Annotated in this window: 17 protein-coding genes and 1 tRNA gene; 10 read left to right on the forward strand and 8 right to left on the reverse strand. The window is 66.1% G+C overall.

What is annotated here, in order from left to right; genetic code table 11:
• The first annotated feature begins 128 nt into the window (after nucleotides 1–128).
• Nucleotides 129–1,064 carry a LysR family transcriptional regulator gene (locus tag HPA01S_RS14505; protein ID WP_245638662.1) on the forward strand — a complete coding sequence of 312 codons (936 nt, stop codon included), beginning with the start codon at nucleotides 129–131 and terminating at the stop codon, nucleotides 1,062–1,064.
• On the opposite strand, the gene HPA01S_RS14510 is transcribed toward HPA01S_RS14505, so the two are convergent.
• On the reverse strand, nucleotides 1,061–2,335 hold the full coding sequence (locus HPA01S_RS14510; RefSeq protein WP_066271346.1) for a DEAD/DEAH box helicase: 1,275 nt from the start codon (nucleotides 2,333–2,335) through the stop codon (nucleotides 1,061–1,063). The two genes, HPA01S_RS14505 and HPA01S_RS14510, sit on opposite strands and share 4 nt — an antisense overlap.
• Nucleotides 2,336–2,385: 50 nt before the next feature.
• Here HPA01S_RS14510 and HPA01S_RS14515 point away from each other — a divergent pair, with 50 nt between their 5' ends.
• A complete protein-coding gene (locus HPA01S_RS14515) occupies nucleotides 2,386–2,760 on the forward strand; it encodes a translation initiation factor Sui1 (RefSeq protein ID WP_066271347.1) in 375 nt (124 codons plus the stop codon).
• Nucleotides 2,761–2,773: 13 nt separating this feature from the next.
• Here HPA01S_RS14515 and HPA01S_RS14520 read toward each other — a convergent pair whose 3' ends face one another.
• From HPA01S_RS14520 to mfd, 4 genes are all read right to left on the reverse strand, one after another.
• On the reverse strand, nucleotides 2,774–3,331 hold the full coding sequence (locus HPA01S_RS14520; protein ID WP_066271353.1) for a redoxin family protein: 558 nt from the start codon (nucleotides 3,329–3,331) through the stop codon (nucleotides 2,774–2,776).
• Nucleotides 3,332–3,344: 13 nt separating this feature from the next.
• Nucleotides 3,345–4,079, reverse strand: coding sequence for a phosphoserine phosphatase SerB (serB, locus tag HPA01S_RS14525; protein WP_066271354.1), 735 nt, complete (start codon nucleotides 4,077–4,079; stop codon nucleotides 3,345–3,347).
• A gap of 27 nt (nucleotides 4,080–4,106) precedes the next feature.
• Nucleotides 4,107–5,087 (reverse strand): Bug family tripartite tricarboxylate transporter substrate binding protein, encoded by a 981-nt coding sequence (locus tag HPA01S_RS14530; RefSeq protein ID WP_066271473.1) that lies wholly within the window; start codon nucleotides 5,085–5,087, stop codon nucleotides 4,107–4,109.
• Nucleotides 5,088–5,215: 128 nt separating this feature from the next.
• Complete coding sequence (gene mfd / locus HPA01S_RS14535) at nucleotides 5,216–8,707, reverse strand: transcription-repair coupling factor (protein WP_066271356.1); 3,492 nt, start codon at nucleotides 8,705–8,707, stop codon at nucleotides 5,216–5,218.
• 116 nt (nucleotides 8,708–8,823) lie between these two features.
• Here mfd and ispD point away from each other — a divergent pair, with 116 nt between their 5' ends.
• Together ispD and ispF are read left to right on the forward strand one after the other, a co-directional pair.
• On the forward strand, nucleotides 8,824–9,546 hold the full coding sequence (ispD, locus tag HPA01S_RS14540; protein WP_066271358.1) for a 2-C-methyl-D-erythritol 4-phosphate cytidylyltransferase: 723 nt from the start codon (nucleotides 8,824–8,826) through the stop codon (nucleotides 9,544–9,546).
• The gene (gene ispF, locus HPA01S_RS14545; protein WP_066271361.1) at nucleotides 9,543–10,064 is read left to right on the forward strand and encodes a 2-C-methyl-D-erythritol 2,4-cyclodiphosphate synthase; all 522 of its coding nucleotides are present in this window, start codon (nucleotides 9,543–9,545) and stop codon (nucleotides 10,062–10,064) included. The genes ispD and ispF overlap by 4 nt, the downstream gene beginning before the upstream one ends.
• 20 nt (nucleotides 10,065–10,084) lie before the next feature.
• Here the strand turns inward: ispF and HPA01S_RS14550 are convergent, their stop codons facing one another.
• Together HPA01S_RS14550 and ompR are read right to left on the reverse strand one after the other, a co-directional pair.
• Nucleotides 10,085–11,488: an ATP-binding protein gene (locus tag HPA01S_RS14550; protein ID WP_066271363.1), complete on the reverse strand. Its 1,404-nt coding sequence runs from the start codon at nucleotides 11,486–11,488 to the stop codon at nucleotides 10,085–10,087.
• The gene (ompR, locus tag HPA01S_RS14555; RefSeq protein WP_066271365.1) at nucleotides 11,488–12,219 is read right to left on the reverse strand and encodes an osmolarity response regulator transcription factor OmpR; all 732 of its coding nucleotides are present in this window, start codon (nucleotides 12,217–12,219) and stop codon (nucleotides 11,488–11,490) included. The genes HPA01S_RS14550 and ompR overlap by 1 nt, the downstream gene beginning before the upstream one ends.
• Before the next feature lie 148 nt (nucleotides 12,220–12,367).
• On the opposite strand from ompR, the gene HPA01S_RS14560 reads away from it, so the two are divergent.
• Both HPA01S_RS14560 and HPA01S_RS14565 read left to right on the forward strand, forming a co-directional pair.
• Nucleotides 12,368–12,682, forward strand: a complete 315-nt coding sequence (locus tag HPA01S_RS14560) for a hypothetical protein (protein WP_157085037.1) — start codon at nucleotides 12,368–12,370, stop codon at nucleotides 12,680–12,682.
• The gene (locus HPA01S_RS14565) at nucleotides 12,679–13,434 is read left to right on the forward strand and encodes an SIMPL domain-containing protein (protein ID WP_066271370.1); all 756 of its coding nucleotides are present in this window, start codon (nucleotides 12,679–12,681) and stop codon (nucleotides 13,432–13,434) included. Before HPA01S_RS14560 ends, HPA01S_RS14565 begins: the two co-directional genes overlap by 4 nt.
• A 74-nt stretch (nucleotides 13,435–13,508) precedes the next feature.
• Here the strand turns inward: HPA01S_RS14565 and HPA01S_RS14570 are convergent, their stop codons facing one another.
• Entirely contained in the window at nucleotides 13,509–14,279 is a 771-nt protein-coding gene (locus HPA01S_RS14570; RefSeq protein ID WP_066271374.1) for a 3-hydroxybutyrate dehydrogenase, read from the reverse strand.
• A gap of 88 nt (nucleotides 14,280–14,367) precedes the next feature.
• On the opposite strand from HPA01S_RS14570, the gene HPA01S_RS14575 reads away from it, so the two are divergent.
• From HPA01S_RS14575 to HPA01S_RS14590, 4 genes are all read left to right on the forward strand, one after another.
• Nucleotides 14,368–15,288 carry an alpha/beta fold hydrolase gene (locus tag HPA01S_RS14575; protein ID WP_066271376.1) on the forward strand — a complete coding sequence of 307 codons (921 nt, stop codon included), beginning with the start codon at nucleotides 14,368–14,370 and terminating at the stop codon, nucleotides 15,286–15,288.
• An 18-nt stretch (nucleotides 15,289–15,306) separates the two neighbouring features.
• Nucleotides 15,307–17,631, forward strand: coding sequence for a RelA/SpoT family protein (locus HPA01S_RS14580; RefSeq protein ID WP_066271378.1), 2,325 nt, complete (start codon nucleotides 15,307–15,309; stop codon nucleotides 17,629–17,631).
• 62 nt (nucleotides 17,632–17,693) lie between these two features.
• Nucleotides 17,694–17,770 (forward strand) — tRNA-Val (locus HPA01S_RS14585).
• A 339-nt stretch (nucleotides 17,771–18,109) separates the two neighbouring features.
• Complete coding sequence (locus HPA01S_RS14590; RefSeq protein WP_066271380.1) at nucleotides 18,110–20,050, forward strand: acyltransferase family protein; 1,941 nt, start codon at nucleotides 18,110–18,112, stop codon at nucleotides 20,048–20,050.
• The last annotated feature ends 82 nt before the right edge of the window (nucleotides 20,051–20,132 follow it).

The raw sequence follows: 20,132 nt of genomic DNA on the forward strand, positions 1-20,132 counted from the left end.
GCTCGCGGCATTCTATGAACCGCCTTGTCTATCAGACAAGCCAATTCTTTTGATACATTCATCATGAAAATTGATGGAGGTGCATGCACGCACCGCCGCCGTGACCCCAGCCATTTTCTGGTGCGCCCATGAACCGTATGAACATCAGCCTGCGACAGATGCGGGCCTTTGCCGCCGTGACCCAGAGCGGCAGCTTCACGGGCGCGGCGCGCCAGCTCAACCTGACCCAGTCGGCCGTGAGCATGCTGGTGCAGCAGCTGGAGCAGGAGCTGCACCTGCAACTGTTCGACCGCAGCCGCACCGCCATCACCCTCACCGAGGCCGGCAAGAACCTGCTGCCGCTGGCGCAGCGCATCCTGGAGGACCTGCGGCAGGTGGTGGAGGGCGCCTCCGAGATCCGCGCCTTGCGGCGCGGCTTCCTGCGTGTGGCGGCCTCGCAGATGATGGCCTGCACCTGGGTCGCCTCGGTGTTGACCGAGTTCGGCCAGCAACACCCGGGCATCAACCTGCGGCTGGTGGACGCGGTGGCGGACGACGTGGTGGACACCGTGCGCCACGGTGCGGTGGAGCTCGGCATCGGCCCCGAGCGGGTGACGGGCGACGACGTGACGCGCAGTTTCCTGATGAACGTGCCGATCCACCTGGTGTGCGCGCAGTCCCATCCGGCGCACGGCCGCGCCAGCATGGCGTGGAAGGACCTGAGCGACGAGCGCTGGATCGTGTACTCGAAGGAATTCAGCCGTCACGTGGAGCGTGTGCTGCACACCCATGGGCACGACTTTTCGCTCAACACGGCGAGTGATGTGGGTTATCTCACCACCGCCATGGCGCTCGCCGGCCATGGCATGGGGGTGTTGCTGGCGCCCGAGTACGCGCGCGGTTTTGCCGACAACTTCGGTGTGCGTTTCGTGCCGCTGCGGGCTCCGGCCATCCAGCGCGAGTACTTCGTGTACCAGCGCAAGGGGCAGTCCTTGTCGCCGGCGGCGGCAACTTTTCTGGCGATGCTGCGGGCGCGGGGCGGCGGTGCCACGCCGCGGCGCCGCAGCAGCAAGGCGGCGGCTTAGTCGGGCTTGTGGCCGTCTGCCGCGGCGGCGGCAGCTGCGGCGCGCAGCTTGTCCTTCTTGCTCGGGCGTTTGCCCTTGATGCCGCCGTTGCCCTGGCCGCCATCGCCGGGCGCCGACGGTGGTGCCGTTTCCGTGGGCTCGAACCCGGGCAGCACTTCCAGCGGCAGCGACAGGCCCTGGCGTTTTTCGATCAGGTGCCAGTGGGCCTCGCTGGCCGGGCTGACGAAGCTCACCGCCAGCCCGCTCTCGCCTGCACGGCCGGTGCGGCCGATGCGGTGCACGTAGTCCACTGCCGAACGAGGGAGGTCGTAGTTCACCACCACCGGCAGCTGTTCGATGTCGATGCCACGTGCCGCGAGGTCGGTGGTGACGACCACGTCCCAGCGTTTTTCCTTGAACTCCTTCAGCGCCTGCTGCCGCGCGCCCTGGCTCAGGCCGCCGTGGAAGGAGGTGGCGTAAAGGTCGCCCTGGTGCAGCTTGCTGGCCACGCGGTCGGCCAGGTATTGCGTGGCGACGAACACCAGCACACGTTGCCAGCCCTGCGTCTTGATGAGCCGACGCAGCAACTCGGTGCGGCGGTTCGTGTCGACCCGGTATGCCTGCTGCAGGATCACCGCTTCTTCCACGGGCGCAGAAGGCACGTCGATGCGCAAGGGTTCGCGCAGCAGCACGCCCGCGAGGGCCTGCACCTCGGGCGGGAAGGTGGCCGAGAAGAACAGGCTCTGCCGGCGCGCCGGCAGGAGTGCGAGCACGCGGTCGAGCTCTTCGGCAAAACCCAGGTCGAGCAGGCGGTCGGCCTCGTCGAGCACCAGCAGCTGCACGTCCGACAGGCGCAGCGCGTTGTGCTGCACCAGGTCGAGCAGACGCCCCGGTGTGGCCACCACCACGTCGGCACCGCCGCGCAGCGCCATCATCTGCGGGTTGATCGACACACCGCCGAACACCACCGCGAGCTTGGGACGCTGCGGCAGGTGCTGGGCCAGCGAGCGCAGCACCTCACCGGCTTGCGCGGCCAGTTCGCGCGTGGGCACGAGCACCAGCGCGCGCACGCGCCGGGGCGTGTGCCGGGCATCGGTGGCCTGCAGGCTGTGCAGCAGGGGCAGGGCGTAGGCGGCGGTTTTGCCCGAGCCGGTCTGTGCCGTGGCCAGCAGGTCGTGGCCGGCGAGCACGGCGGGGATGGCGTCGTGCTGGATCGGTGTGGGCGTGGTGAAGCCGAGTTCGGCGGCGGCGCGGGCGAGAGGGGGCGCAAGGCCCAGGGCGGTGAATGGCATGGATCGGGCCAGTGTACCGGCCCGGGTGCGCGCGGGTACGATGCGAGCCCATGAAAAAAGCGCTTTCTTCCCTGGGTGGCCTCGTGTATTCCACCGACGCCGGCCGCATGTGCCCCGACTGCCGCCAGCCGCTGGCCGACTGCCGCTGCAAGGCCAATGCTGCGGCTGCCGCCCTGGCCGCGGGCGATGGTGTGGCGCGCGTGTCGCGCGAAACCAAGGGCCGGGGTGGCAAGGCAGTCACCGTGGTCAAGGGCGTGGCGCTCGATGCGGTGGCGCTGGCGGCGCTGGGCAAACAGCTCAAGGCCGCTTGTGGCACCGGTGGCACGGTGAAGGACGGCGTGATCGAAATCCAGGGCGACCACATCGACAAGGTGATGGCTGCGCTCAAGGCGCAGGGCCACACCGTCAAGCGCGCAGGCGGCTAAGGCCCGCTGCGGTTCAGAACAGCTGCGCCCACCAGAGGCGCAGGCGCATGCCGATTTCGCTGGTGTAGCCCACGGTGGCGCTGCGCAGCTGGCCGTTCGCATCCACCACCACGAAGGCCGGCACGGCCTTGAAGCCGAGTTCGCGGGCGATGGCGCCGCGCGCGTCGATGGCCGTGGCCCAGGGCAGTTCGCGCCGGGCCAGCACGCCGGCCACCTGCTCGGCCGGGCCGGACTGCATGGCGACGGTGAGCACCGGCCAGTCGCCGGCCAGGCGGGTCACGCTGTCTTCTTCGGCGCGGCAGATGGGGCACCACTCGGCCCACACGTGCAGCGCCACCGGCTGGCCGGGGTGTTGCTCACGCCATTGCGCGAGCGTGGTCTGGGTGCGGCTGCCGTCGGGCTGCAGCAGGCTGAAGGCCAGCTCGGGCGCGGCACCGGCCGGCACGTCGCGGGTCTGCCAGGCCTGCACGCCGTACAGCACCCCACACACCATCAGCAGCGTCAGCAGGTGGTTCTTCCACTGCTGGCGCAGTGACTGTCCCCAGCGGGCGAGGCGACCGGTGCGGGCCATGCTGTGGCAGCGCTCAGCGCAGCACTTCAAGCAGGCGATCAAGCCCGCCTTCGTTGATCGCCACGTTGGCCTGCGCACGCACCGCCGGTTTGGCGTGGTACGCGACCGACAGGCCGACCGCATGCATCATGGGCAAATCGTTGGCGCCGTCGCCCATGGCGATGCATTGCGCGGGCTCGATGCCGAGCAGCGAGGCCACTTCGAGCACCGTGCGGCGCTTCTCGGCGCCATCACAGATGTCGCCCCAGGCCTGCTCCACCAGGCGGCCGGTGAGCTGGCCGCAGTTGGGGCCGCTTTCAATTTCCAGGATGTTGGCGCGCATGAAGTCGATGCCCAGCGTGTCGCGCACACGTTCGCTGAAGAAGGTGAAGCCGCCCGAGACCAGCAGCACCTTCATGCCCACCGCCTTGCACGCCTGGATGAGCTCGGCCGCACCCGGGTTGATGCGCAGGCGCTCGGTGTAGACCTGCTCCATGTCGGCGATGGTCACGCCGCTCAGCAGGGCCAGGCGCAGGCGCAGGCTGTCCTTGAAATCGGTGATCTCGCCACGCATGGCGGCTTCGGTGATGGCGGCCACCTCGGCCTTCTTGCCCACCGCGTCGGCGATCTCGTCAATGCACTCGATGTTGATCAGCGTGGAGTCCATGTCGAAGGCGATGAGCTTGAAGTCGCTCAGCTTCAACGGCGGCGTGAAACCCCGGACCATCAGGCCTGGGGCGAACTCGGTGGCGGCGGGAGCTTGTGTCATGGCCGGGATTATCCCTGCCATGGCGGCTCACTGCGGCGTGAGGCCGGCGGCCTTGACCAGCTCGGCGTGCAGCTTGATCTCGGACGCGATGATGCGCTGCAGTTCTTCGGGTGTGCTGGGCGCAACCTCGATGCCGCTGGCGGCGAGTTTGGCCTTGAACTCGGCGTCCATGGCGGTCTGCGCGGCACGGTTGAGCTGGTCGATGATGGGGCGCGGCGTTTTCGCCGGTGCCAGCAGGCCGACCCAGGCCGACAGGTTCAGGTCTGCCAGGCCGGCTTCGGCCATGGTCGGCACGGCGGACAGCACCGGCGAACGCTGCGGGCTCAGCAGGCCGAGCGCGTGCAGCTTGCCGGACTGGATGTGCGGCAGGGCTTCGGGCAGCACGGCGAACATGGCGTCCACGTTGCCGGCCAGGGTGTCGTTGACGGCCAGCGCGCCACCCTTGTAGGGCACGTGCAGCATGCGCGCCTGGGTGCGGGTTTCGAACATCAGGCCGGCCAGGTGCTGCGGGCTGCCGTCGCCCGAGGAGGCGTAGGTGATGCCGCCCGGTGCGGCCTTGGCCGCGGCCAGGAACGCTGCGGCGGTGGGGTATTTCTGTTTGTTGTTCACCACCAGCACCATGGGCTGGTTCACCAGCCGGGAGATCGGGATGAAGTCGGCCTCGGGGTCGTAGGGCAGGGCCTTGAAGATGCTCTTGTTGGTGGTCAGGAACGAGGCGGGCGACACCGTGAGCGTGTAGCCGTCGGCGGCGGCGCGGGCCACCGCCGGCATGCCGATCTGGCCCGACGCACCGGCGCGGTTCTCGATCACCACCGGCTGGCCGAACTGCTGGTTGAGTTTCTGCCCCAGCGTGCGCGCGATCATGTCGGCGCTGCCACCGGCCGGCAGGCCGACGACGATCTTCACCACGCGGTCGGGGTACGTGCTCTGCGCCAGCGCGGGGCCGCTCAGGGTGAATGCCAGCAGGGCGCTGGCGACGGGCAGGAAGGTGCGGCGGTGGATCAACATGGCGGGCTCCGTATCGGGGATGGCGTGTGCGTTGGAAAGGATCAGGGCCACCCCTTTGGAGCGGCCCTGCCAATCTACGCAAATTCCATGCCGCTGAATACGGGGCGCACCCGCCCCGGCCCTGAAGCCTAGGGCGCCGGCACCGCGGCCTGCACGGGCTGCGGCTGGCCGAGCGAGCGCAGGATGTCGCGCACCATCTGCACGCGGTCTTTCACCTCGGGCAGGGCGCGTTCGATGCGCAGCTTCTCGTTGCCCGCCAGCTTGATGTGGCGGTTCTTCTGGATCAGCTCGATGATGCGCATGGAGTCGAACGGCGGGTTCGGGCGGAAGGTGATCTGGATCACGCCCGGCGCCGCGTCCACCTTGACCACGCCGTACGGCGCGCTGATGCAGCGCAGTCGGTGCACGTCGATGAGCGTTTGTGCCTGCGGTGGCAGCTTGCCGAAGCGGTCGACGATTTCTTCCAGCAGCGCATCGACCTGGTCGGTGTTCTTCGCCGTCGCCAGCTTCTTGTAGAACGAGAGGCGCAGGTGCACGTCGCCGCAGTAGTCGTTGGGCAGCAGGGCGGGGGCGTGCAGGTTGATGTCGGTGGTGACCGACAGCGGAGAGAGCAGGTCGGGCTCGCGGCCGGCCTTGAGCGAGCTCACCGCTTCACTCAACATCTCGTTGTAGAGCTGGAAGCCCACTTCCAGCATGTTGCCGCTCTGGTTCTCGCCCAGTACCTCGCCGGCGCCGCGGATCTCCAGATCGTGCATGGCGAGGTAGAAGCCGCTGCCGAGTTCTTCCATCTGCTGGATCGCGTCCAGCCGCTGTGCCGCGTGTTTGGTCAGGCCTTCGATGTCCGGCACCATCAGGTAGGCATAGGCTTGGTGGTGGCTGCGGCCGACGCGCCCGCGCAGCTGATGCAGCTGCGCGAGGCCGAACTTGTCGGCCCGGCTCATCACGATGGTGTTGGCCGTGGGCACGTCGATGCCGGTCTCGATGATGGTGGAGCACAGCAGCACGTTGAAGCGCTGCGCCACGAAGTCGCGCATCACGCGCTCCAGCTCGCGCTCGGGCATCTGGCCGTGCGCGATGGCGATGCGTGCCTCGGGCAATATTTCTTCCAGCTTCTGGCGCCGGTTCTCGATCGTCTCCACCTCGTTGTGCAGAAAGTAGACCTGACCGCCGCGCTTGAGCTCACGCAGCACGGCCTCGCGGATGACGCCGTTGCTCTCGCTGCGCACGAAGGTCTTGATGGCCAGGCGGCGCTGCGGCGCGGTGGCGATCACCGACAGATCGCGCAGGCCTTCGAGCGCCATGCCCAGCGTGCGCGGGATCGGCGTGGCAGTGAGCGTGAGCACGTCCACCTCGGCGCGCAAGGCCTTCATCTGCTCCTTGTGGCGCACGCCGAAGCGGTGTTCCTCGTCGATGATGAGCAGGCCGAGGTCCTTGAACTTCACGCTCTCGCTGAGCAGCTTGTGTGTGCCGACCACGATGTCCACCGAGCCATCGGCCAGGCCCTTGGCGGCGGCGGTGATTTCTTTCGCCGAGCGGAAGCGGCTCATCTCGGCGATCTTCACCGGCCATTTCGAAAAACGGTCGGAGAGCGTCTGGAAATGCTGCTCGGCCAGCAGCGTGGTGGGCGCGAGAAACGCTACCTGGCGTCCGCCGGTGACGGCCACGAAGGCGGCGCGCAGGGCCACCTCGGTCTTGCCGAAGCCGACGTCGCCGCAGACCAGGCGGTCCATCGGGCGCGGGCTGATCATGTCCTGCACCACCGCGTGGATCGCGCCGCGCTGGTCGGCGGTTTCCTCGAAGCCGAAGTCGTTGGCGAACACCTCGTAGTCTTGCGCCGAGTAGCGGAAGGCGTGACCCTGGCGCGCGGCGCGGCGGGCGTAGATGTTGAGCAGCTCGGCGGCCGCATCGCGCACCTGCTCGGCGGCCTTGCGTTTCGCTTTCTCCCACTGGCCGCTGCCGAGCTTGTGCAGCGGCGCCTCGTCGGCGCTCACGCCGGTGTAGCGGCCGATCAGCTGCAGCTGGCTCACCGGCACGTAGAGCACGGCCTTGTCGGCGTACTCCAGGTGCAGGAACTCCATCAGCGCCGGCGTGCCGTCGGGGTTCTTCTCCCCCATGTCCATGTTGACCAGGCCGCGGTAACGACCGATGCCGTGCGCGTTGTGCACCACCGGGTCGCCGAGGTTGAGTTCGGACAGGTCCTTGATGAGCGCGTCAACGTCGCTGACCTGTTCCTGCTTCTTGCGCCGGCGCGTGGTCGGGCCGGCGGCGAAGAGTTCGGTTTCGGTGACGAAGTCGATGCCATCGTCCAGCCACGAAAAACCCACGTGCAGCGCGGCGGTGGCGATGCCTGTTTTTTCGTCGCTGGCCTGGAACTCGGCCAGCGAATCGAAGGCAGGTGGGCTGACGCCGCTGGCGCGCAGGAAATCGAGCAGGCTCTCGCGCCGGCCATCGCTCTCGGCCAGCAGCAGCACGCGGTGCGCGGTGTTGCGGATGTGGGCCTGCAGGCGCGACAGCGGGTCTTCCGCACCACGCACCACGGACAGGTCACCCAGCTTCTGCACGTGCGCGCCGTGTTCGATGTCCTGTTGAGGAGGCCGCACCACGAACAAGGCGTGCTGGTTGGCGCAGGTGAAGAACTGGTCGGTGGCCAGGAAGAGGGCCTCGGGTGGCAGCACGGGGCGCTCGGTGTCGCCGCGCAGCAGGCGGTGGCGGTCTTTGGTGTCCTGCCAGAAGCGCTGGAAGGCGGGCTCCAGGTCACCATGCAGCACCACCGTGGCGTCTGCGCCCAGGTAGTCGAACACGGTGGCCGTGTCGTCGAAGAACAGCGGCAGGTAGTACTCGATGCCGGCGGTGGCCACACCGTTGCCGATGTCCTTGTAGATGCGGCTCTTGGTCGGGTCGCCTTCGAGCAGTTCGCGCCAGCGGCTGCGGAATTTGGCGCGCGCCGCGTCGTCCATCGGGAACTCGCGCCCGGGCAGCAGGCGCACCTCGTTCACCGGGTAGAGGCTGCGCTGGCTGTCGGGGTCGAAGGTGCGGATGCTGTCGATCTCGTCGTCGAACAGGTCCACCCGATATGGCACCAGGCTGCCCATCGGGAAGAGATCGATCAGGCCGCCGCGCACCGCGTACTCGCCGGGGCTCACCACCTGCGTCACGTGCTGGTAACCCGCCAGCGTGAGCTGGCCCTTGAGCCTGGCCTCGTCCAGCTTCTGCTTGACCTTGAAGTGGAAGGTGTAGCCGGCCAGGAAGGAGGGCGGTGCCAGCCGGTACAGCGCGGTGGTGGCCGGAATCAGCACCACGTCGGCGCCGGTGTCCTTGTCGCGCTGCGAGATGCGCCAGAGCGTGGCCAGGCGTTCGCTGATCAGGTCCTGGTGCGGCGAGAAGGTGTCGTAGGGCAGGGTTTCCCAGTCGGGAAACAGCGCCACGCGCAGATCGGGCGCAAAGAACGCCATCTCGTCGATCAGGCGCTGCGCGTCGTTGGCGTCGGCGGTGACGATGGCGGTGAGCCGGCCGGCCGCCTTCTCGCGCGCCCCCAGCTGGGCCAGCAGCAGGGCATCGGCCGAGCCGCCGGGGTGGGGCAGGGTGTGGCGTTTGCCGGGAGAGAGGATGGGCAAGTCCATGGAGCAGGTGGCGTGCAGGAGGGCTGGGAAAGCGGGCGGCCGGAACGGCAACGACGAACACCCCCGGCCGCGATCGGCAGGGGGTGTGAAGGCCTGATTTTAGAATGCGCTCACACATGCCCGACGCCATTTCCGAATTGCCCTCCAAGTCCACACCCCGCTGCCACGCGCTGCTGCCCTGCGCCGGCACCGGCTCCCGGGCCGGCACCGAACAGCCCAAGCAGTACCAGCCCATCGCCGGCCAGCCCATGGTGATGCACACCCTGGACGCGCTGCGCGCCGTTACCCGGCTGGACCTCTGCGTGGTGGTGATCGCCCCCGACGACGCCTTCTGGTCCGCCCAACCGGTGGGCACGCTGCTCGCGCGCTGCGGCGGTGCCACGCGCGCCGACAGCGTGTTCAACGGCCTGCAGGCCTTGCGCGAGCAGGGCGCTGACGACAACGACTGGGTGCTGGTGCACGACGCGGCGCGTTGCCTGGTCACCCCCCTGCAGGTGAATCAGCTGATCGACGCCTGCCAGGACGACGCGGTGGGCGGCCTGCTGGCCCTGCCGCTGCCCGACACGCTCAAGGCCGAGCAGGATGGGCGTGTGGCCGCCACCGTGGATCGCGGTGGCAAATGGCTGGCCCAGACGCCGCAGATGTTCCGCCTCGGCGCGCTGCACCATGCCCTGGCCGCCCGCGCCGCGAGCGGTTTTGCCGGCGTGACCGACGAGGCCAGTGCCATGGAGATGGCGGGCCATCGGCCACTGCTGGTGCGCGGCAGCGCGCAGAACTTCAAGATCACTTACCCCGAAGACTTCGCCCTGGCCGAAGCCGTCATCAGGAGCCGAACATGAACCCGTTTTCCCCATTGCCTCCGTTTCGCATTGGTGAGGGCTGGGATGTGCACGCCCTCGTGGCCGACCGCCCGCTCATCATCGGCGGGGTGAACATTCCCTACAGCAAGGGGCTGCTCGGCCACTCGGATGCCGACGTGCTGCTGCACGCCATCACCGACGCGCTGCTCGGCGCCGCGGCGCTGGGTGACATCGGTCGCCACTTTCCCGACACCGACGCAAAGTTCAAGGGCGCCGATTCCAGCGTCTTGCTGGCCGAAGCCGCACGCCGCGTGCGGGCCGCGGGTTTCGAGATCGGCAACGTCGACAGCACGGTGGTCGCACAGGCGCCCAAACTCGCGCCGCACATCGGCGCGATGTGCGACAACATCGCACGCACGCTGGGCGTGGCGGTGGGGCAGGTCAACGTGAAGGCCAAGACGGCCGAGAAGATCGGCCCGGTGGGCGAAGGCCTGTCGATGGAGGCGCGTGCGGCGGTGTTGCTGGTGGTGAGCACCACCAACCGGGCAGCCGCCTGAGCGGCCACCCGGCGCCGGTATCAGGCCGGGGCCTTCACCAGCTTCATGTGTGCGGCCAGGCCACCCGTGCTGCTGTTGGCCAGCGCAAAACGCCCGCCCATGCGCGTGATCGCGCGCTCCACAATGGCCAGGCCCAGGCCGGTGCCGGTTGCGGCGGAGCGTGAGACATCACCCCGAAAGAACGGCTGTGTGAGCTGTTGCAGTTGCTCGGGAAGCACACCTTGCCCATGGTCACGCAGCTTGACCAGCACCATGTCGTCCTTCGCCTTGGCCGCGATCTCAACCTTGACGATGCCGCTTTCGGGGTCGCGCCCGTAGCGCAAGGCGTTCTCCAGCAGGTTGGAAAAAACCCGCTGCAGCTCCACCGCATCGCCCATCACCTCGGTGTCGAGCGGGATGTTGGTGCTGATGTAGGTGCTGGCGTCCTGGCCGACGGCGAAGATCGCGGCGTCCACCACCTGGTTGAGGTTGACGCGTGAGGGCGAGAGGTGGTCGGGCCGCGCGTAGTCGAGGAACTTGTCGATGATGGCGTTGACCTGGTCGATGTCGGCCGCCATGTGCTCCCGCGCCTGCAGATCGTCCACGCTCATTTCGGTTTCCAGCCGCAGCCGCGCCAGTGGCGTGCGCAGGTCATGGGAAATGCCGGCCAGCATCAGCGCGCGGTCCTGCTCGATCTTGGACAGGCGCTGGGCCATGCGGTTGAAGCCGATGTTCACCTCACGGATCTCGCTCGTGGCCACCGCTTCGTTGAGCTGGCTGGCGTTGAAATCACCCTCGCGCACGCGACCGGCCGCGAACGACAGCTTTTTCAACGGCCGGTTGATCAGGCGCGCGATCAACGCGGCGCCAGCGAGCGACAGCACGGCGGCCATGCCCAGCCAGATCAGCCAGGTGGTACCCGCCACCGGGCCGATGCGCGAAGGGTCGGTGAGCAGCCAGTACGGATCGCCGTCGATCGTGAAGCCGATCCAAAGCCCGGGCGTGCCATTCACCTCCCGCGCCACCAGGGTGTCGGGCCCGAGCCGGCCACTGAGCCGCTCGGCCACGTTGCGGCTCAGCGCGTCGGTGTTGTAGAGGCGGAAGGTGTCGGCCGGCTCGCGCGGCGCAATGCGCAGTCCTTCTTCACTCGCCAGGGTCTTGATCAGGGACACCCGGGCGATGGCGTCCGAGTGCACCAGCGCAGCGCGACTGAGGTTGACCAGCGAGGCCAGCTGGTTGGCGCTCTGCAGCGCACGCGGTTCGTATTCCAGGGCGCGGAAGGTCTGCAACCAGGCCACGATGCAGCCGATCAGCAGCAGGGACAGGAAGAAGAAGGTGCGCCAGAACAGGCTTACGCCCCGCGAAGGCCGCATTTCCAGCGGGGCCGGTGCGGTTTCCAAGGCGATGGGTTCGGTCTCGAAGAGTACGCGCGACTCGTCGCTCATCAGGCGTTGCCGTCGGGAACGAACACATAGCCCACGCCCCACACCGTCTGCAGGTAACGTGGCGACGCGGCGTCTTCCTCGATCAGCTTGCGCAGGCGCGAGACCTGCACGTCCAGGCTGCGGTCAAACGGCTCGAACTCGCGGCCGCGTGCCAGCTGGGCCAGTTTTTCACGCGACAGCGGTTGGCGCGGGTGGCGCACCAAGGCCTTGAGCATGGCGAATTCGCCGGTGGTCAGGGGCAGGTCGGCGCCGTCTTTGCGCAGGGTGCGCAAGCTCAGGTCGAACTCGAACGGGCCGAACTTCACGACTTCCTGGTCTTGCGAGGGTGCGCCCGGCACTTCGGTTGGCGGGCGGCGGCGCAGCACGGCGTGGATGCGCGCCAGCAGCTCGCGCGGGTTGAACGGTTTGCCCAGGTAGTCGTCGGCACCGACTTCGAGGCCCACAATGCGGTCCACGTCCTCGCTCTTGGCGGTCAACATGATGATGGGAGTGCGGTCGCCATTGGCGCGCAGGCGGCGGCAGATCGAGAGGCCATCCTCGCCGGGCATCATCAGATCAAGCACGATGATGTCGACCGAGTCGCGCTGCAGGACACGGTTCAGGGCCTTCCCATCTTCGGCCAGCATGACCTCGAAACCTTCCTGCATCAGGTAGCGGCGCAGCAGGTCGCGGATGCGGACGTCGTCGTCGACGACCAGTACCTTGTTGGGGCGGGCGTTGGTTTGTGGCATAAGAGCAACTTCCGATAAATGTAACAAACGCGATTGTGGCAGCGCCAAGTGCTTGTCAGGACACGATTTTTATTTTCTTGACACGCTGTTACAGATATTGCCTGCGCTGGCAACGGCTTCACCTGAGGCACATCACACAATCGCCGCAATGACCATACTTGAGTGCACCATGAAAACGTATCTACCAAGTGCTTTGTTGTTGGCGACCCTGGGTCCGGCGGTCGCCGCCCCGGAAGACCAGCGCGTGCATGCCTTGGTGGCGGGTTCGCCGGTGGTCGTCATGCCGATCGTGGCCGAAGAGGCCGATCCCCGCACGACCGTGCGGTTGCGCGATGCCCTGCGGCAGCCCTTCGATGACATGGACGACACTCGAAAACCCTATCGACTGTCCCAGGAGGAACGCCAGCGCCTGCGCGAGCAGCTGCGTGACCAGCCCTACCAGGACTTCAAATTCAAACCATGACCCTGTCCACTCTCAACCTTTCTGCCCGTTCTTCCTTCGTTCCCACCCGTCTTCTTCTTCCCGCACTGCTGGCCTTCGGGCTCGGCGCCAGTACCGCCGCCATGGCCCAGAATTCCGCCCCCGTGCCCGCCAACGTCGTGAACATCTCTGCCAGCGGTTTCCTGGAAGTGCCGCAGGACTGGCTGAGCATGAGCCTGAACACCACGCGCGAAGGCAGCGATGCCGCCACCGTGCAGAACCAGCTCAAGCAGGCCCTGGACGCCGCACTGGCGATTGCCCGTGCCAACGCCAAGCCGCAGCAGCTGGAAGTGCGCACCGGCCAGTTCAGCCTCTACCCGCGCTACACCAGCAACGGCAAGATCAATGGCTGGCAGGGCAGCACGGAGCTGGTGATCGAAGGCCGTGACTTTGCGGCGATCAGCGCCACGGCCGGCAAGATCCAGACCCTGACCATGTCCGGCACCAGCTTCTCGCTGTCGCGCGATGCCCGCCGCAAGCTGGAATCGGACGTGCAGGCCATGGCCATCGAGCGCTTCAAGGCGCGCGCCGACGAAGTCAGCAAGGGTTTTGGCTTCACCGCCTACAGCCTGCGTGAGGTGTCGGTGAGCTCGGCCGACCAGGAAAGCCGCCCGCACCAGCCGCGCATGCTGGCGATGGAAGCCAAGGCCGCCATGTCGGACGCGGCGGTGCCGGTGGAGGCGGGCAAGTCGACCGTCAACGTCACCGTGTCGGGCTCGATCCAGCTGCGTTGAGAGCGCTGAGCCCGTCACGCAAAAAAGCCCGCATGCCGCGGGCTTTTTGCTTCCTGTGGCGTGCGCCAGAGGGCTTATTGAGCGGCCCAGCCGCCGTCCATGTTCCAGGCCACGCCGCGCACGTTGTTGCCCGCGGCCGAGCAGAAGAACACCGCCAGCTCGCCCAGCTCTTCGGGCGTGGTGAATTGCAGCGAGGGCTCCTTTTCACCCAGCAGTTGCCGGGTGGCCTCGTCATTGGAGATGCCCTTGGCCTCGGCCTTCGCATCCACCTGCTTCTGCACCAGGGGAGTGAGCACCCAGCCCGGGCAGATCGCGTTGCAGGTCACGCCGGTGGTGGCGTTTTCCAGCGCGGTCACCTTGGTCAGGCCCACCACGCCGTGTTTGGCCGCCACGTAGGCCGACTTTTCGGCCGAGCCCACCAGCCCATGCACCGAGGCCACGTTGATGATGCGCCCCCAATTGCTCTTGAGCATGGCCGGCAGGGCCAGCCGGGTGGCGTGGAAGGCGCTGCTGAGGTTGATGGCGATCACCGCGTCCCAGCGTTCCACCGGAAAGCTCTCCACCCGCGCGACGTGCTGGATACCGGCGTTGTTCACGAGGATGTCGACCTGCCCGAAGGTGCTGGCCGCGAAGGCCATCATGGCTTCGATCTGATCGGGCTGGCTCATGTCGGCGCCGTGGTAGGCCACCTTGGCCCCGAGCGCTGCGATCTCGGCTTTGGCCGGCGCGGGGTCGCCAAAACCGTTGAGCACGATGTTGGCGCCCTGGCGCGCGAGGGCCTTGGCGATGCCCAGGCCGATGCCGCTGGTGGAGCCGGTGACGAGGGCGGTCTTGTTGGCGAGCATGGGTGTATTCCAGTTCCAGTACGATGGGTTGAAAAAGCGCTTGAACCATTATCACGGACGTCCCTGGTCTTCCAAACACAACATCCCCATGGCAGAACCGACCCTTCAGCATCTCACCGTCAACGGCCAGGCCTCCCGCAGCGGTGAACCCCGTCGGCTGGCTTACTGGGACTGGCCTTGCGCGCAGAACGGCTCTCACCACGTGGTGGTGTGCGTGCACGGCCTGTCGCGCCAGGGGCGTGACTTCGACACGCTGGCCCGGGCGCTGAGCGAGCGCGCCCGTGTCATTGCCGTCGACGTGGCCGGTCGCGGCCACAGCGACTGGCTGGCCGACCCGATGGGCTACCAGATTCCCACGTACGCCGCCGACCTGGCCGCCTTGTTGATGCAGCTGCGCGCGCAGGACCCGCAGGCCGTGATCGACTGGGTTGGCACCAGCATGGGCGGCCTGATAGGCATGGTGGTGGCGGCACAGCCACCACTGGCACCGCGTCGGCTGGTGCTCAATGACGTCGGCCCCAGCATCCAGTGGGAGGCGCTGCAGCGCATCGCAACCTACCTGGGCCTGGATCCGTCGTTCGACAGCGAGCAAGCCGCCATGGACTACCTGGCCGCCATTTCCGCCAGCTTCGGGCCGCACACCGAGGCGCAGTGGCGGGCTTTGTCGCTGCCGCTGCTGCGCGAGCGCGACCGGCGCTGGCACCTCCACTACGACCCGGCCATTGCGATGCCGCTCAAGGCGCTGACCGGCATGGCCGACCAGGCCCAGGCGCGGCAGATCGCCAGCGACGGCGAAGCCAGCCTCTGGGGCATGTACGACAGCATCACGGCACCCACCTTGTTGCTGCGCGGCGCACAGTCGGACCTGTTGAGCGAGGCCACGGCCAGCGAGATGGGGGCGCGTGGTCCCAAGGCCCGCTGCGTGGTGTTTCAGGGCGTCGGCCATGCGCCGACCTTGGTGGCCGATGATCAGTTGGCCGCCGTCAGGGATTTTCTTTGGGCCGATTGAACCCGCGTTGAACAAGACATGAAGCGATCGAATCCGCCTCCTTCCGCTGACGCACCCGCCACAGTGGCCTTGCCCGAACTCCCCTCGGCGGTGCCGTCCGCGATCGTGGCCGCCACCTCCGACAGTCTGCCCAGGCAGGCCCACGCGCTGGCCCGTGCCCGCGCATTCGCGGAACCCCTGCTGGACAGCGAGCAACTCGATACCGGTGAAAACACCCTGGCGCATGCCGATGCGGTGGCTGGTGTGCTGCAAGAAATCGGCGGCTCCGAGGCCATGCAGGCCGCGGTCTACCTGGTGTATGCCTGCCAGCACCTGAACCGGCCGCAGGAGGTGATTGCCAAGGCATTTGGCGACAACTTTGCGGCGCTGGCGCTGGAGACCACCAAACTGGTCCAGCTGCAGCGCCTGGCGCGCATAAAGACCGCCGCAGCGCAGGCCAAGAAGGACGAGGAGCGACAGGCCGCGCAAGACCTTTCGCTGCCGGTCACGACCCCGGGCAAGACGCCGGTGTCCGAACTCGCTGCGAGCCAGACCGAGAACGTGCGCAAGATGCTGCTGGCGTTCTCGCGCGACCTGCGCGTGGTCATGCTGCGCCTGGCCTCGCGCCTGCAGACGCTGCGCTACTACGCCGCCTGCAAAGGCGATCCCGGCGAGGCCCTGGCCAGCGAATCCCTGCACGTGTTTGCGCCGCTGGCCAACCGCCTCGGCATCTGGCAACTGAAATGGGAGATGGAAGACCTCGCCTTCCGTTTTCTGGAGCCGCAGACCTACAAACACGTGGCGCGCCTGCTGGATGAAAAACGCGTCGAGCGTGAGGCCCATGTGGAGCAGGTGCGCCAGCTGCTCGAGATCGACCTGCAGCGGCAGGGCGTGACGGCATCGGTGCAGGGCCGCCCGAAACACATCTACAGCATCGTCAGGAAGATGCGCGGCAAGTCGCTGGACTTCGACCAGGTGTTCGACATCCGGGCGCTGCGCGTGATCGTGCCGAACGTGGACGACTGCTACGCCGCGCTCGCCCATGTGCACGCCAGCTACACGCCGGTGGCCAACGAGTTCGACGACTACATCGCCAAACCCAAGCCGAACGGTTACCAGTCGCTGCACACCGTGGTGCGCGATGCGGAGGGCAGGGCGTTCGAAATCCAGATCCGCACCCAGGCAATGCACGACCACGCCGAACACGGTGTGGCCGCGCACTGGGCCTACAAGGAAGCTGGTGCCAAGGGTTACGCCGGTGTGGCCGCGAGTTCGGAGTACGACGCCAAGATCGCCGTGCTGCGCCAACTGCTGGCCTGGGAGCGTGACCTGAGCGGTTCTGCGAAGGGGCTGTTCGACGACCGCATCTACGTGCTCACGCCCGACGCTGCCATCGTGGAACTGCCGCAGGGCGCCACGGCGGTCGACTTTGCCTACACGGTGCACACCGACCTCGGCCACCGCTGCCGCGGCGCGCGTGTGGACGGCGCGATGGTGACGCTCAACACACCGCTGCAGAACGGGCAGACGGTGGAGATCACGGCCACCAAAGAGGGTGGGCCGTCGCGCGACTGGCTCAACGGCGAGCTGGGTTACCTGGTCAGCCACCGGGCCAAGAGCAAGGTGCGCGCCTGGTTCAACGCCCAGGCCATGGAAGAGACCATGGCGCGCGGCCGTGAGGCGGTGGAAAAACTCTTGCAGCGTGAAGGCAAAACCGCGACCAAGCTCGACGACCTGGCGGTGGCCATGGGCTTGGCCTCGGCCCAGGAGCTGTTTGAACAGGTCGGCAAGGACGAGCTGTCGCTGCGTGCGATCGAAACGCAGTTGCGCCCGCCCGAGCCCGAAGCGCCGTCGGAAATCCCGACCTGGCTCAAGAAGCCACGCAAACCGTCAGCCCAACCGAATGGTGGTGTGTTGGTCGTGGGGGTGGACTCGCTGATGACGCAGCTGGCGAAATGCTGCAAGCCGGCACCGCCGGACGAGATCGGTGGCTTTGTCACACGCGGCAAGGGCGTGAGCATCCACCGCGCCGACTGCAGCGACTTCGCACATCTGCAGCGCAAGAACCCCGACCGGGTGATCGAGGTGCAATGGACCGGCCACGTGGCGCCCGACCGGGACGGGCGTGCGGCGGTATACCCGGTGGACGTCGCCATCGAAGCGCAAGACCGTCAGGGCCTGCTGCGCGACATCTCGGACGTGTTCGCACGGGAGAAGATGAACGTCATCGGCGTGCAGACGCAGTCTGTGCGTGACATCGCCTGGATGACCTTCACCATCGAGGTGGCCGACGCGCGCCAGGTGGCGCGAGCCATGGCAGTGGTGGGCGATGTGGCGGGTGTGCGCGTGGTGCGCCGCAAATAAATGCAGGAGCGCTCGGAAGAGCGCTCCAAGACTGCTATACTGCGAGGCTTCGGATCGTTTGTAGGCGCGTAGCTCAGCTGGTTAGAGCACCACCTTGACATGGTGGGGGTCGTTGGTTCGAGTCCAATCGCGCCTACCAAAAAGCCCTTGCAATTTATTGAGTTGCAAGGGCTTTTTGCTTTCCAGCCTTCGGGGCGAGGTGCACGTCAAGCGCAGCGTCCCTTCTGCCCCTGGGCCCCAAGCGTACATCCGGTACGATTGATGGACGTCGCGGATCAGGCAGATGCTTGTTCAACCCGTGCTTCACCGGCTTGACGGACCATCCTTCCCGATTCGGTTGTAGAGCGTGCGTATGTCATGGCAATGCGGCAAGCCTGCGCCAATGATTCTGGAGGTGTCGCTAATATGGCGCCCGCCATGCCGGTTTTTACCGTGGTGCCGTTGCCGCTCCGGCCCTTATCAGACGATCCGATCCAACATGAATTTTCGTACCGACATCAACGGATTGCGTGCCATTGCGTTGCTGGGTGTTGTGCTCTTTCATTTTTTGGGAGCAGTGTTGCCTGGTGGTTTTTCGGGGGTAGACGTCTTTTTTGTCATCTCCGGCTTCCTCATGACCTCCATCATTTTTCGAGGCATGGAAGCGCAGACTTTCAAAATCAGCGCGTTTTACCTGGCACGGGCCAAGCGGATCGTTCCTGCCCTGGCGGTGCTTTGTGGCGTCCTGGTGGTGTTGGGTTGGTTCTTTCTTCACCCAACTGACTTCGGCACGTTGGGCAAACACGCGCTGGGCAGTCTTTCCTTCAGCTCCAACGTTGTGTATCTCAAGGAAAGCGGCTACTTTGATGAAGCATCCAAAGAGAAGTGGTTGCTGCACACGTGGTCTCTGTCCGTGGAATGGCAGTTCTATGTGCTGTACCCGATTGCGCTGGTGATTCTGCGCAGATTCATGCGCTTGCAGCCCTTGCGCTACGTGTTGGCTGCGGGTGCCGTTGCATCGTTTGCACTGTGTGTCTATGCAACGGGGCGTTGGCCCAGCTCGGCGTTTTATCTCTTGCCTACGCGCGCCTGGGAAATGCTGGTGGGTGGCTTGGCTTTCCTGTATCCCATCCAGCTGACAAGCACGGCCAAAAAATGGACTGAGGCCTTGGGCGTTGGGGCGATTCTCGTCGCCTACGTGGCGTTCTCGGAGGCGGTTGCCTGGCCGGGGTATGCGGCCGCCTTGCCGGTGTTGGGGACGGTCTTGGTCATTGTGGCCTCCCGTGAAGACTCCCGGATCACGGGCAATGGGGTCTTCCAATGGTTTGGTGCCGTGTCTTACTCCGTTTACCTGTGGCACTGGCCCTTGGTGGTATGGCTCAACTATGCGGGCAAGGGTACCGATCTTGTCTGGATGGCTGCCGGAATGTTGTTGTCGGTGGGGTTGGGGGCCTTGTCTTACTACATTGTTGAAAACCGAAAAAGATGGATGTTGCCGTCTTCCTTTTGGACGAGGGTGCTGGGCCCCAATCTTGGAGGTTTGTTCGTGGTGGCGGCCATCGCATGCGCGGTCATCGTCTACCAGAATGGGTTTGAATCGCGTTTGAGTCCTCAGTACCTGTCGGTGACAGGGCAGCAGGTGATGCCGCGGCGGGACAATGGCTACTGCTTCTACGATTTCAACAATGACACCCGCCTGGTGCCCTCGAAAGATGCGATCGTCTGTACGTTGGGGGACCGCAGCAAACGCCCCAAGGTATTGCTTTTTGGCGATTCTTTCGCTGGGCACTTTGAGCCCTTCTGGGATGAACTTGGCAAGGCCAATGCTGTGGCGATCAATGCGGTGACGACCAACTGGTGCATCCCCATCGCGGGCACCGCTTTTGATGGTCCGCCCAGTCACCCTGCTTATGAACAATGCATGCTGAATCGCCGGATGCTGGCGGCGGAGGTGGCCAACTACGACTTGGTCGTTTTTGCCGGGCAATGGAGCAATGGACTGAAGGCCGGTTATCTGAACGAGGTGATGCAGACGGTGCGCCAAACGGCCGGAATGGTTCCCTCGGTCATGGTGATGCCGGCGCCAACCCGGTACGACACCAACGTGTTGAAACGCTTTCAGCGCAGCCTTTTTTACCAAACGCCGTTTGATCTGGGGCAGTACGCCAAGGGTGGCGACAAGCAGGAAGAAGAGGCTTACGCGAGCTTGCGTGAGGATGCCAAAGACTTGAGCAACGTGCTTTTCCTGGAGCGTGAGCAGTTGTTCGCGCCATCGGATACCTATGCCAAGTCAGGGCACACGCTGCCATACAGTCTGGATGGCATGCACATCACCCTTGAGGGGGCGCTGGTCGTCGCTGACGCGTTTCAGAAGGCTCGCATCTATCAGCAGGTCGTGCAGCCCAAACTGGCCCTAATCGCTCATGGCGGCAAGCCGTGAGATCAGGGCTCCCGAAGTCTTTCTTGCATTGTTGAATCCTGGTGGGAGCCTGCAGTGCTCTCAAAGGATTTCAAGCCCCGTG

The sequence above is a fragment of the Hydrogenophaga palleronii NBRC 102513 genome, assembly GCF_001571225.1.
GTDB classification, from domain to species: Bacteria; Pseudomonadota; Gammaproteobacteria; order Burkholderiales; family Burkholderiaceae_C; genus Hydrogenophaga; species Hydrogenophaga palleronii.

What these genes read in the sequence shown, in the direction of transcription:
- HPA01S_RS14565 (WP_066271370.1), top strand. Translation starts at nt 12,679, where the DNA reads ATGACCCTGTCCACTCTCAACCTTTCTGCCCGTTCTTCCTTCGTTCCC.
- HPA01S_RS14515 (WP_066271347.1), top strand. Translation starts at nt 2,386, where the DNA reads ATGAAAAAAGCGCTTTCTTCCCTGGGTGGCCTCGTGTATTCCACCGAC.
- HPA01S_RS14570 (WP_066271374.1), bottom strand. Translation starts at nt 14,279, where the DNA reads ATGCTCGCCAACAAGACCGCCCTCGTCACCGGCTCCACCAGCGGCATC.
- HPA01S_RS14575 (WP_066271376.1), top strand. Translation starts at nt 14,368, where the DNA reads ATGGCAGAACCGACCCTTCAGCATCTCACCGTCAACGGCCAGGCCTCC.
- ispD (WP_066271358.1), top strand. Translation starts at nt 8,824, where the DNA reads ATGCCCGACGCCATTTCCGAATTGCCCTCCAAGTCCACACCCCGCTGC.
- ompR (WP_066271365.1), bottom strand. Translation starts at nt 12,219, where the DNA reads ATGCCACAAACCAACGCCCGCCCCAACAAGGTACTGGTCGTCGACGAC.
- HPA01S_RS14560 (WP_157085037.1), top strand. Translation starts at nt 12,368, where the DNA reads ATGACCATACTTGAGTGCACCATGAAAACGTATCTACCAAGTGCTTTG.
- HPA01S_RS14510 (WP_066271346.1), bottom strand. Translation starts at nt 2,335, where the DNA reads ATGCCATTCACCGCCCTGGGCCTTGCGCCCCCTCTCGCCCGCGCCGCC.
- HPA01S_RS14580 (WP_066271378.1), top strand. Translation starts at nt 15,307, where the DNA reads ATGAAGCGATCGAATCCGCCTCCTTCCGCTGACGCACCCGCCACAGTG.
- HPA01S_RS14550 (WP_066271363.1), bottom strand. Translation starts at nt 11,488, where the DNA reads ATGAGCGACGAGTCGCGCGTACTCTTCGAGACCGAACCCATCGCCTTG.
- ispF (WP_066271361.1), top strand. Translation starts at nt 9,543, where the DNA reads ATGAACCCGTTTTCCCCATTGCCTCCGTTTCGCATTGGTGAGGGCTGG.
- serB (WP_066271354.1), bottom strand. Translation starts at nt 4,079, where the DNA reads ATGACACAAGCTCCCGCCGCCACCGAGTTCGCCCCAGGCCTGATGGTC.
- HPA01S_RS14530 (WP_066271473.1), bottom strand. Translation starts at nt 5,087, where the DNA reads ATGTTGATCCACCGCCGCACCTTCCTGCCCGTCGCCAGCGCCCTGCTG.
- HPA01S_RS14590 (WP_066271380.1), top strand. Translation starts at nt 18,110, where the DNA reads ATGAATTTTCGTACCGACATCAACGGATTGCGTGCCATTGCGTTGCTG.
- mfd (WP_066271356.1), bottom strand. Translation starts at nt 8,707, where the DNA reads ATGGACTTGCCCATCCTCTCTCCCGGCAAACGCCACACCCTGCCCCAC.
- HPA01S_RS14520 (WP_066271353.1), bottom strand. Translation starts at nt 3,331, where the DNA reads ATGGCCCGCACCGGTCGCCTCGCCCGCTGGGGACAGTCACTGCGCCAG.
- HPA01S_RS14505 (WP_245638662.1), top strand. Translation starts at nt 129, where the DNA reads ATGAACCGTATGAACATCAGCCTGCGACAGATGCGGGCCTTTGCCGCC.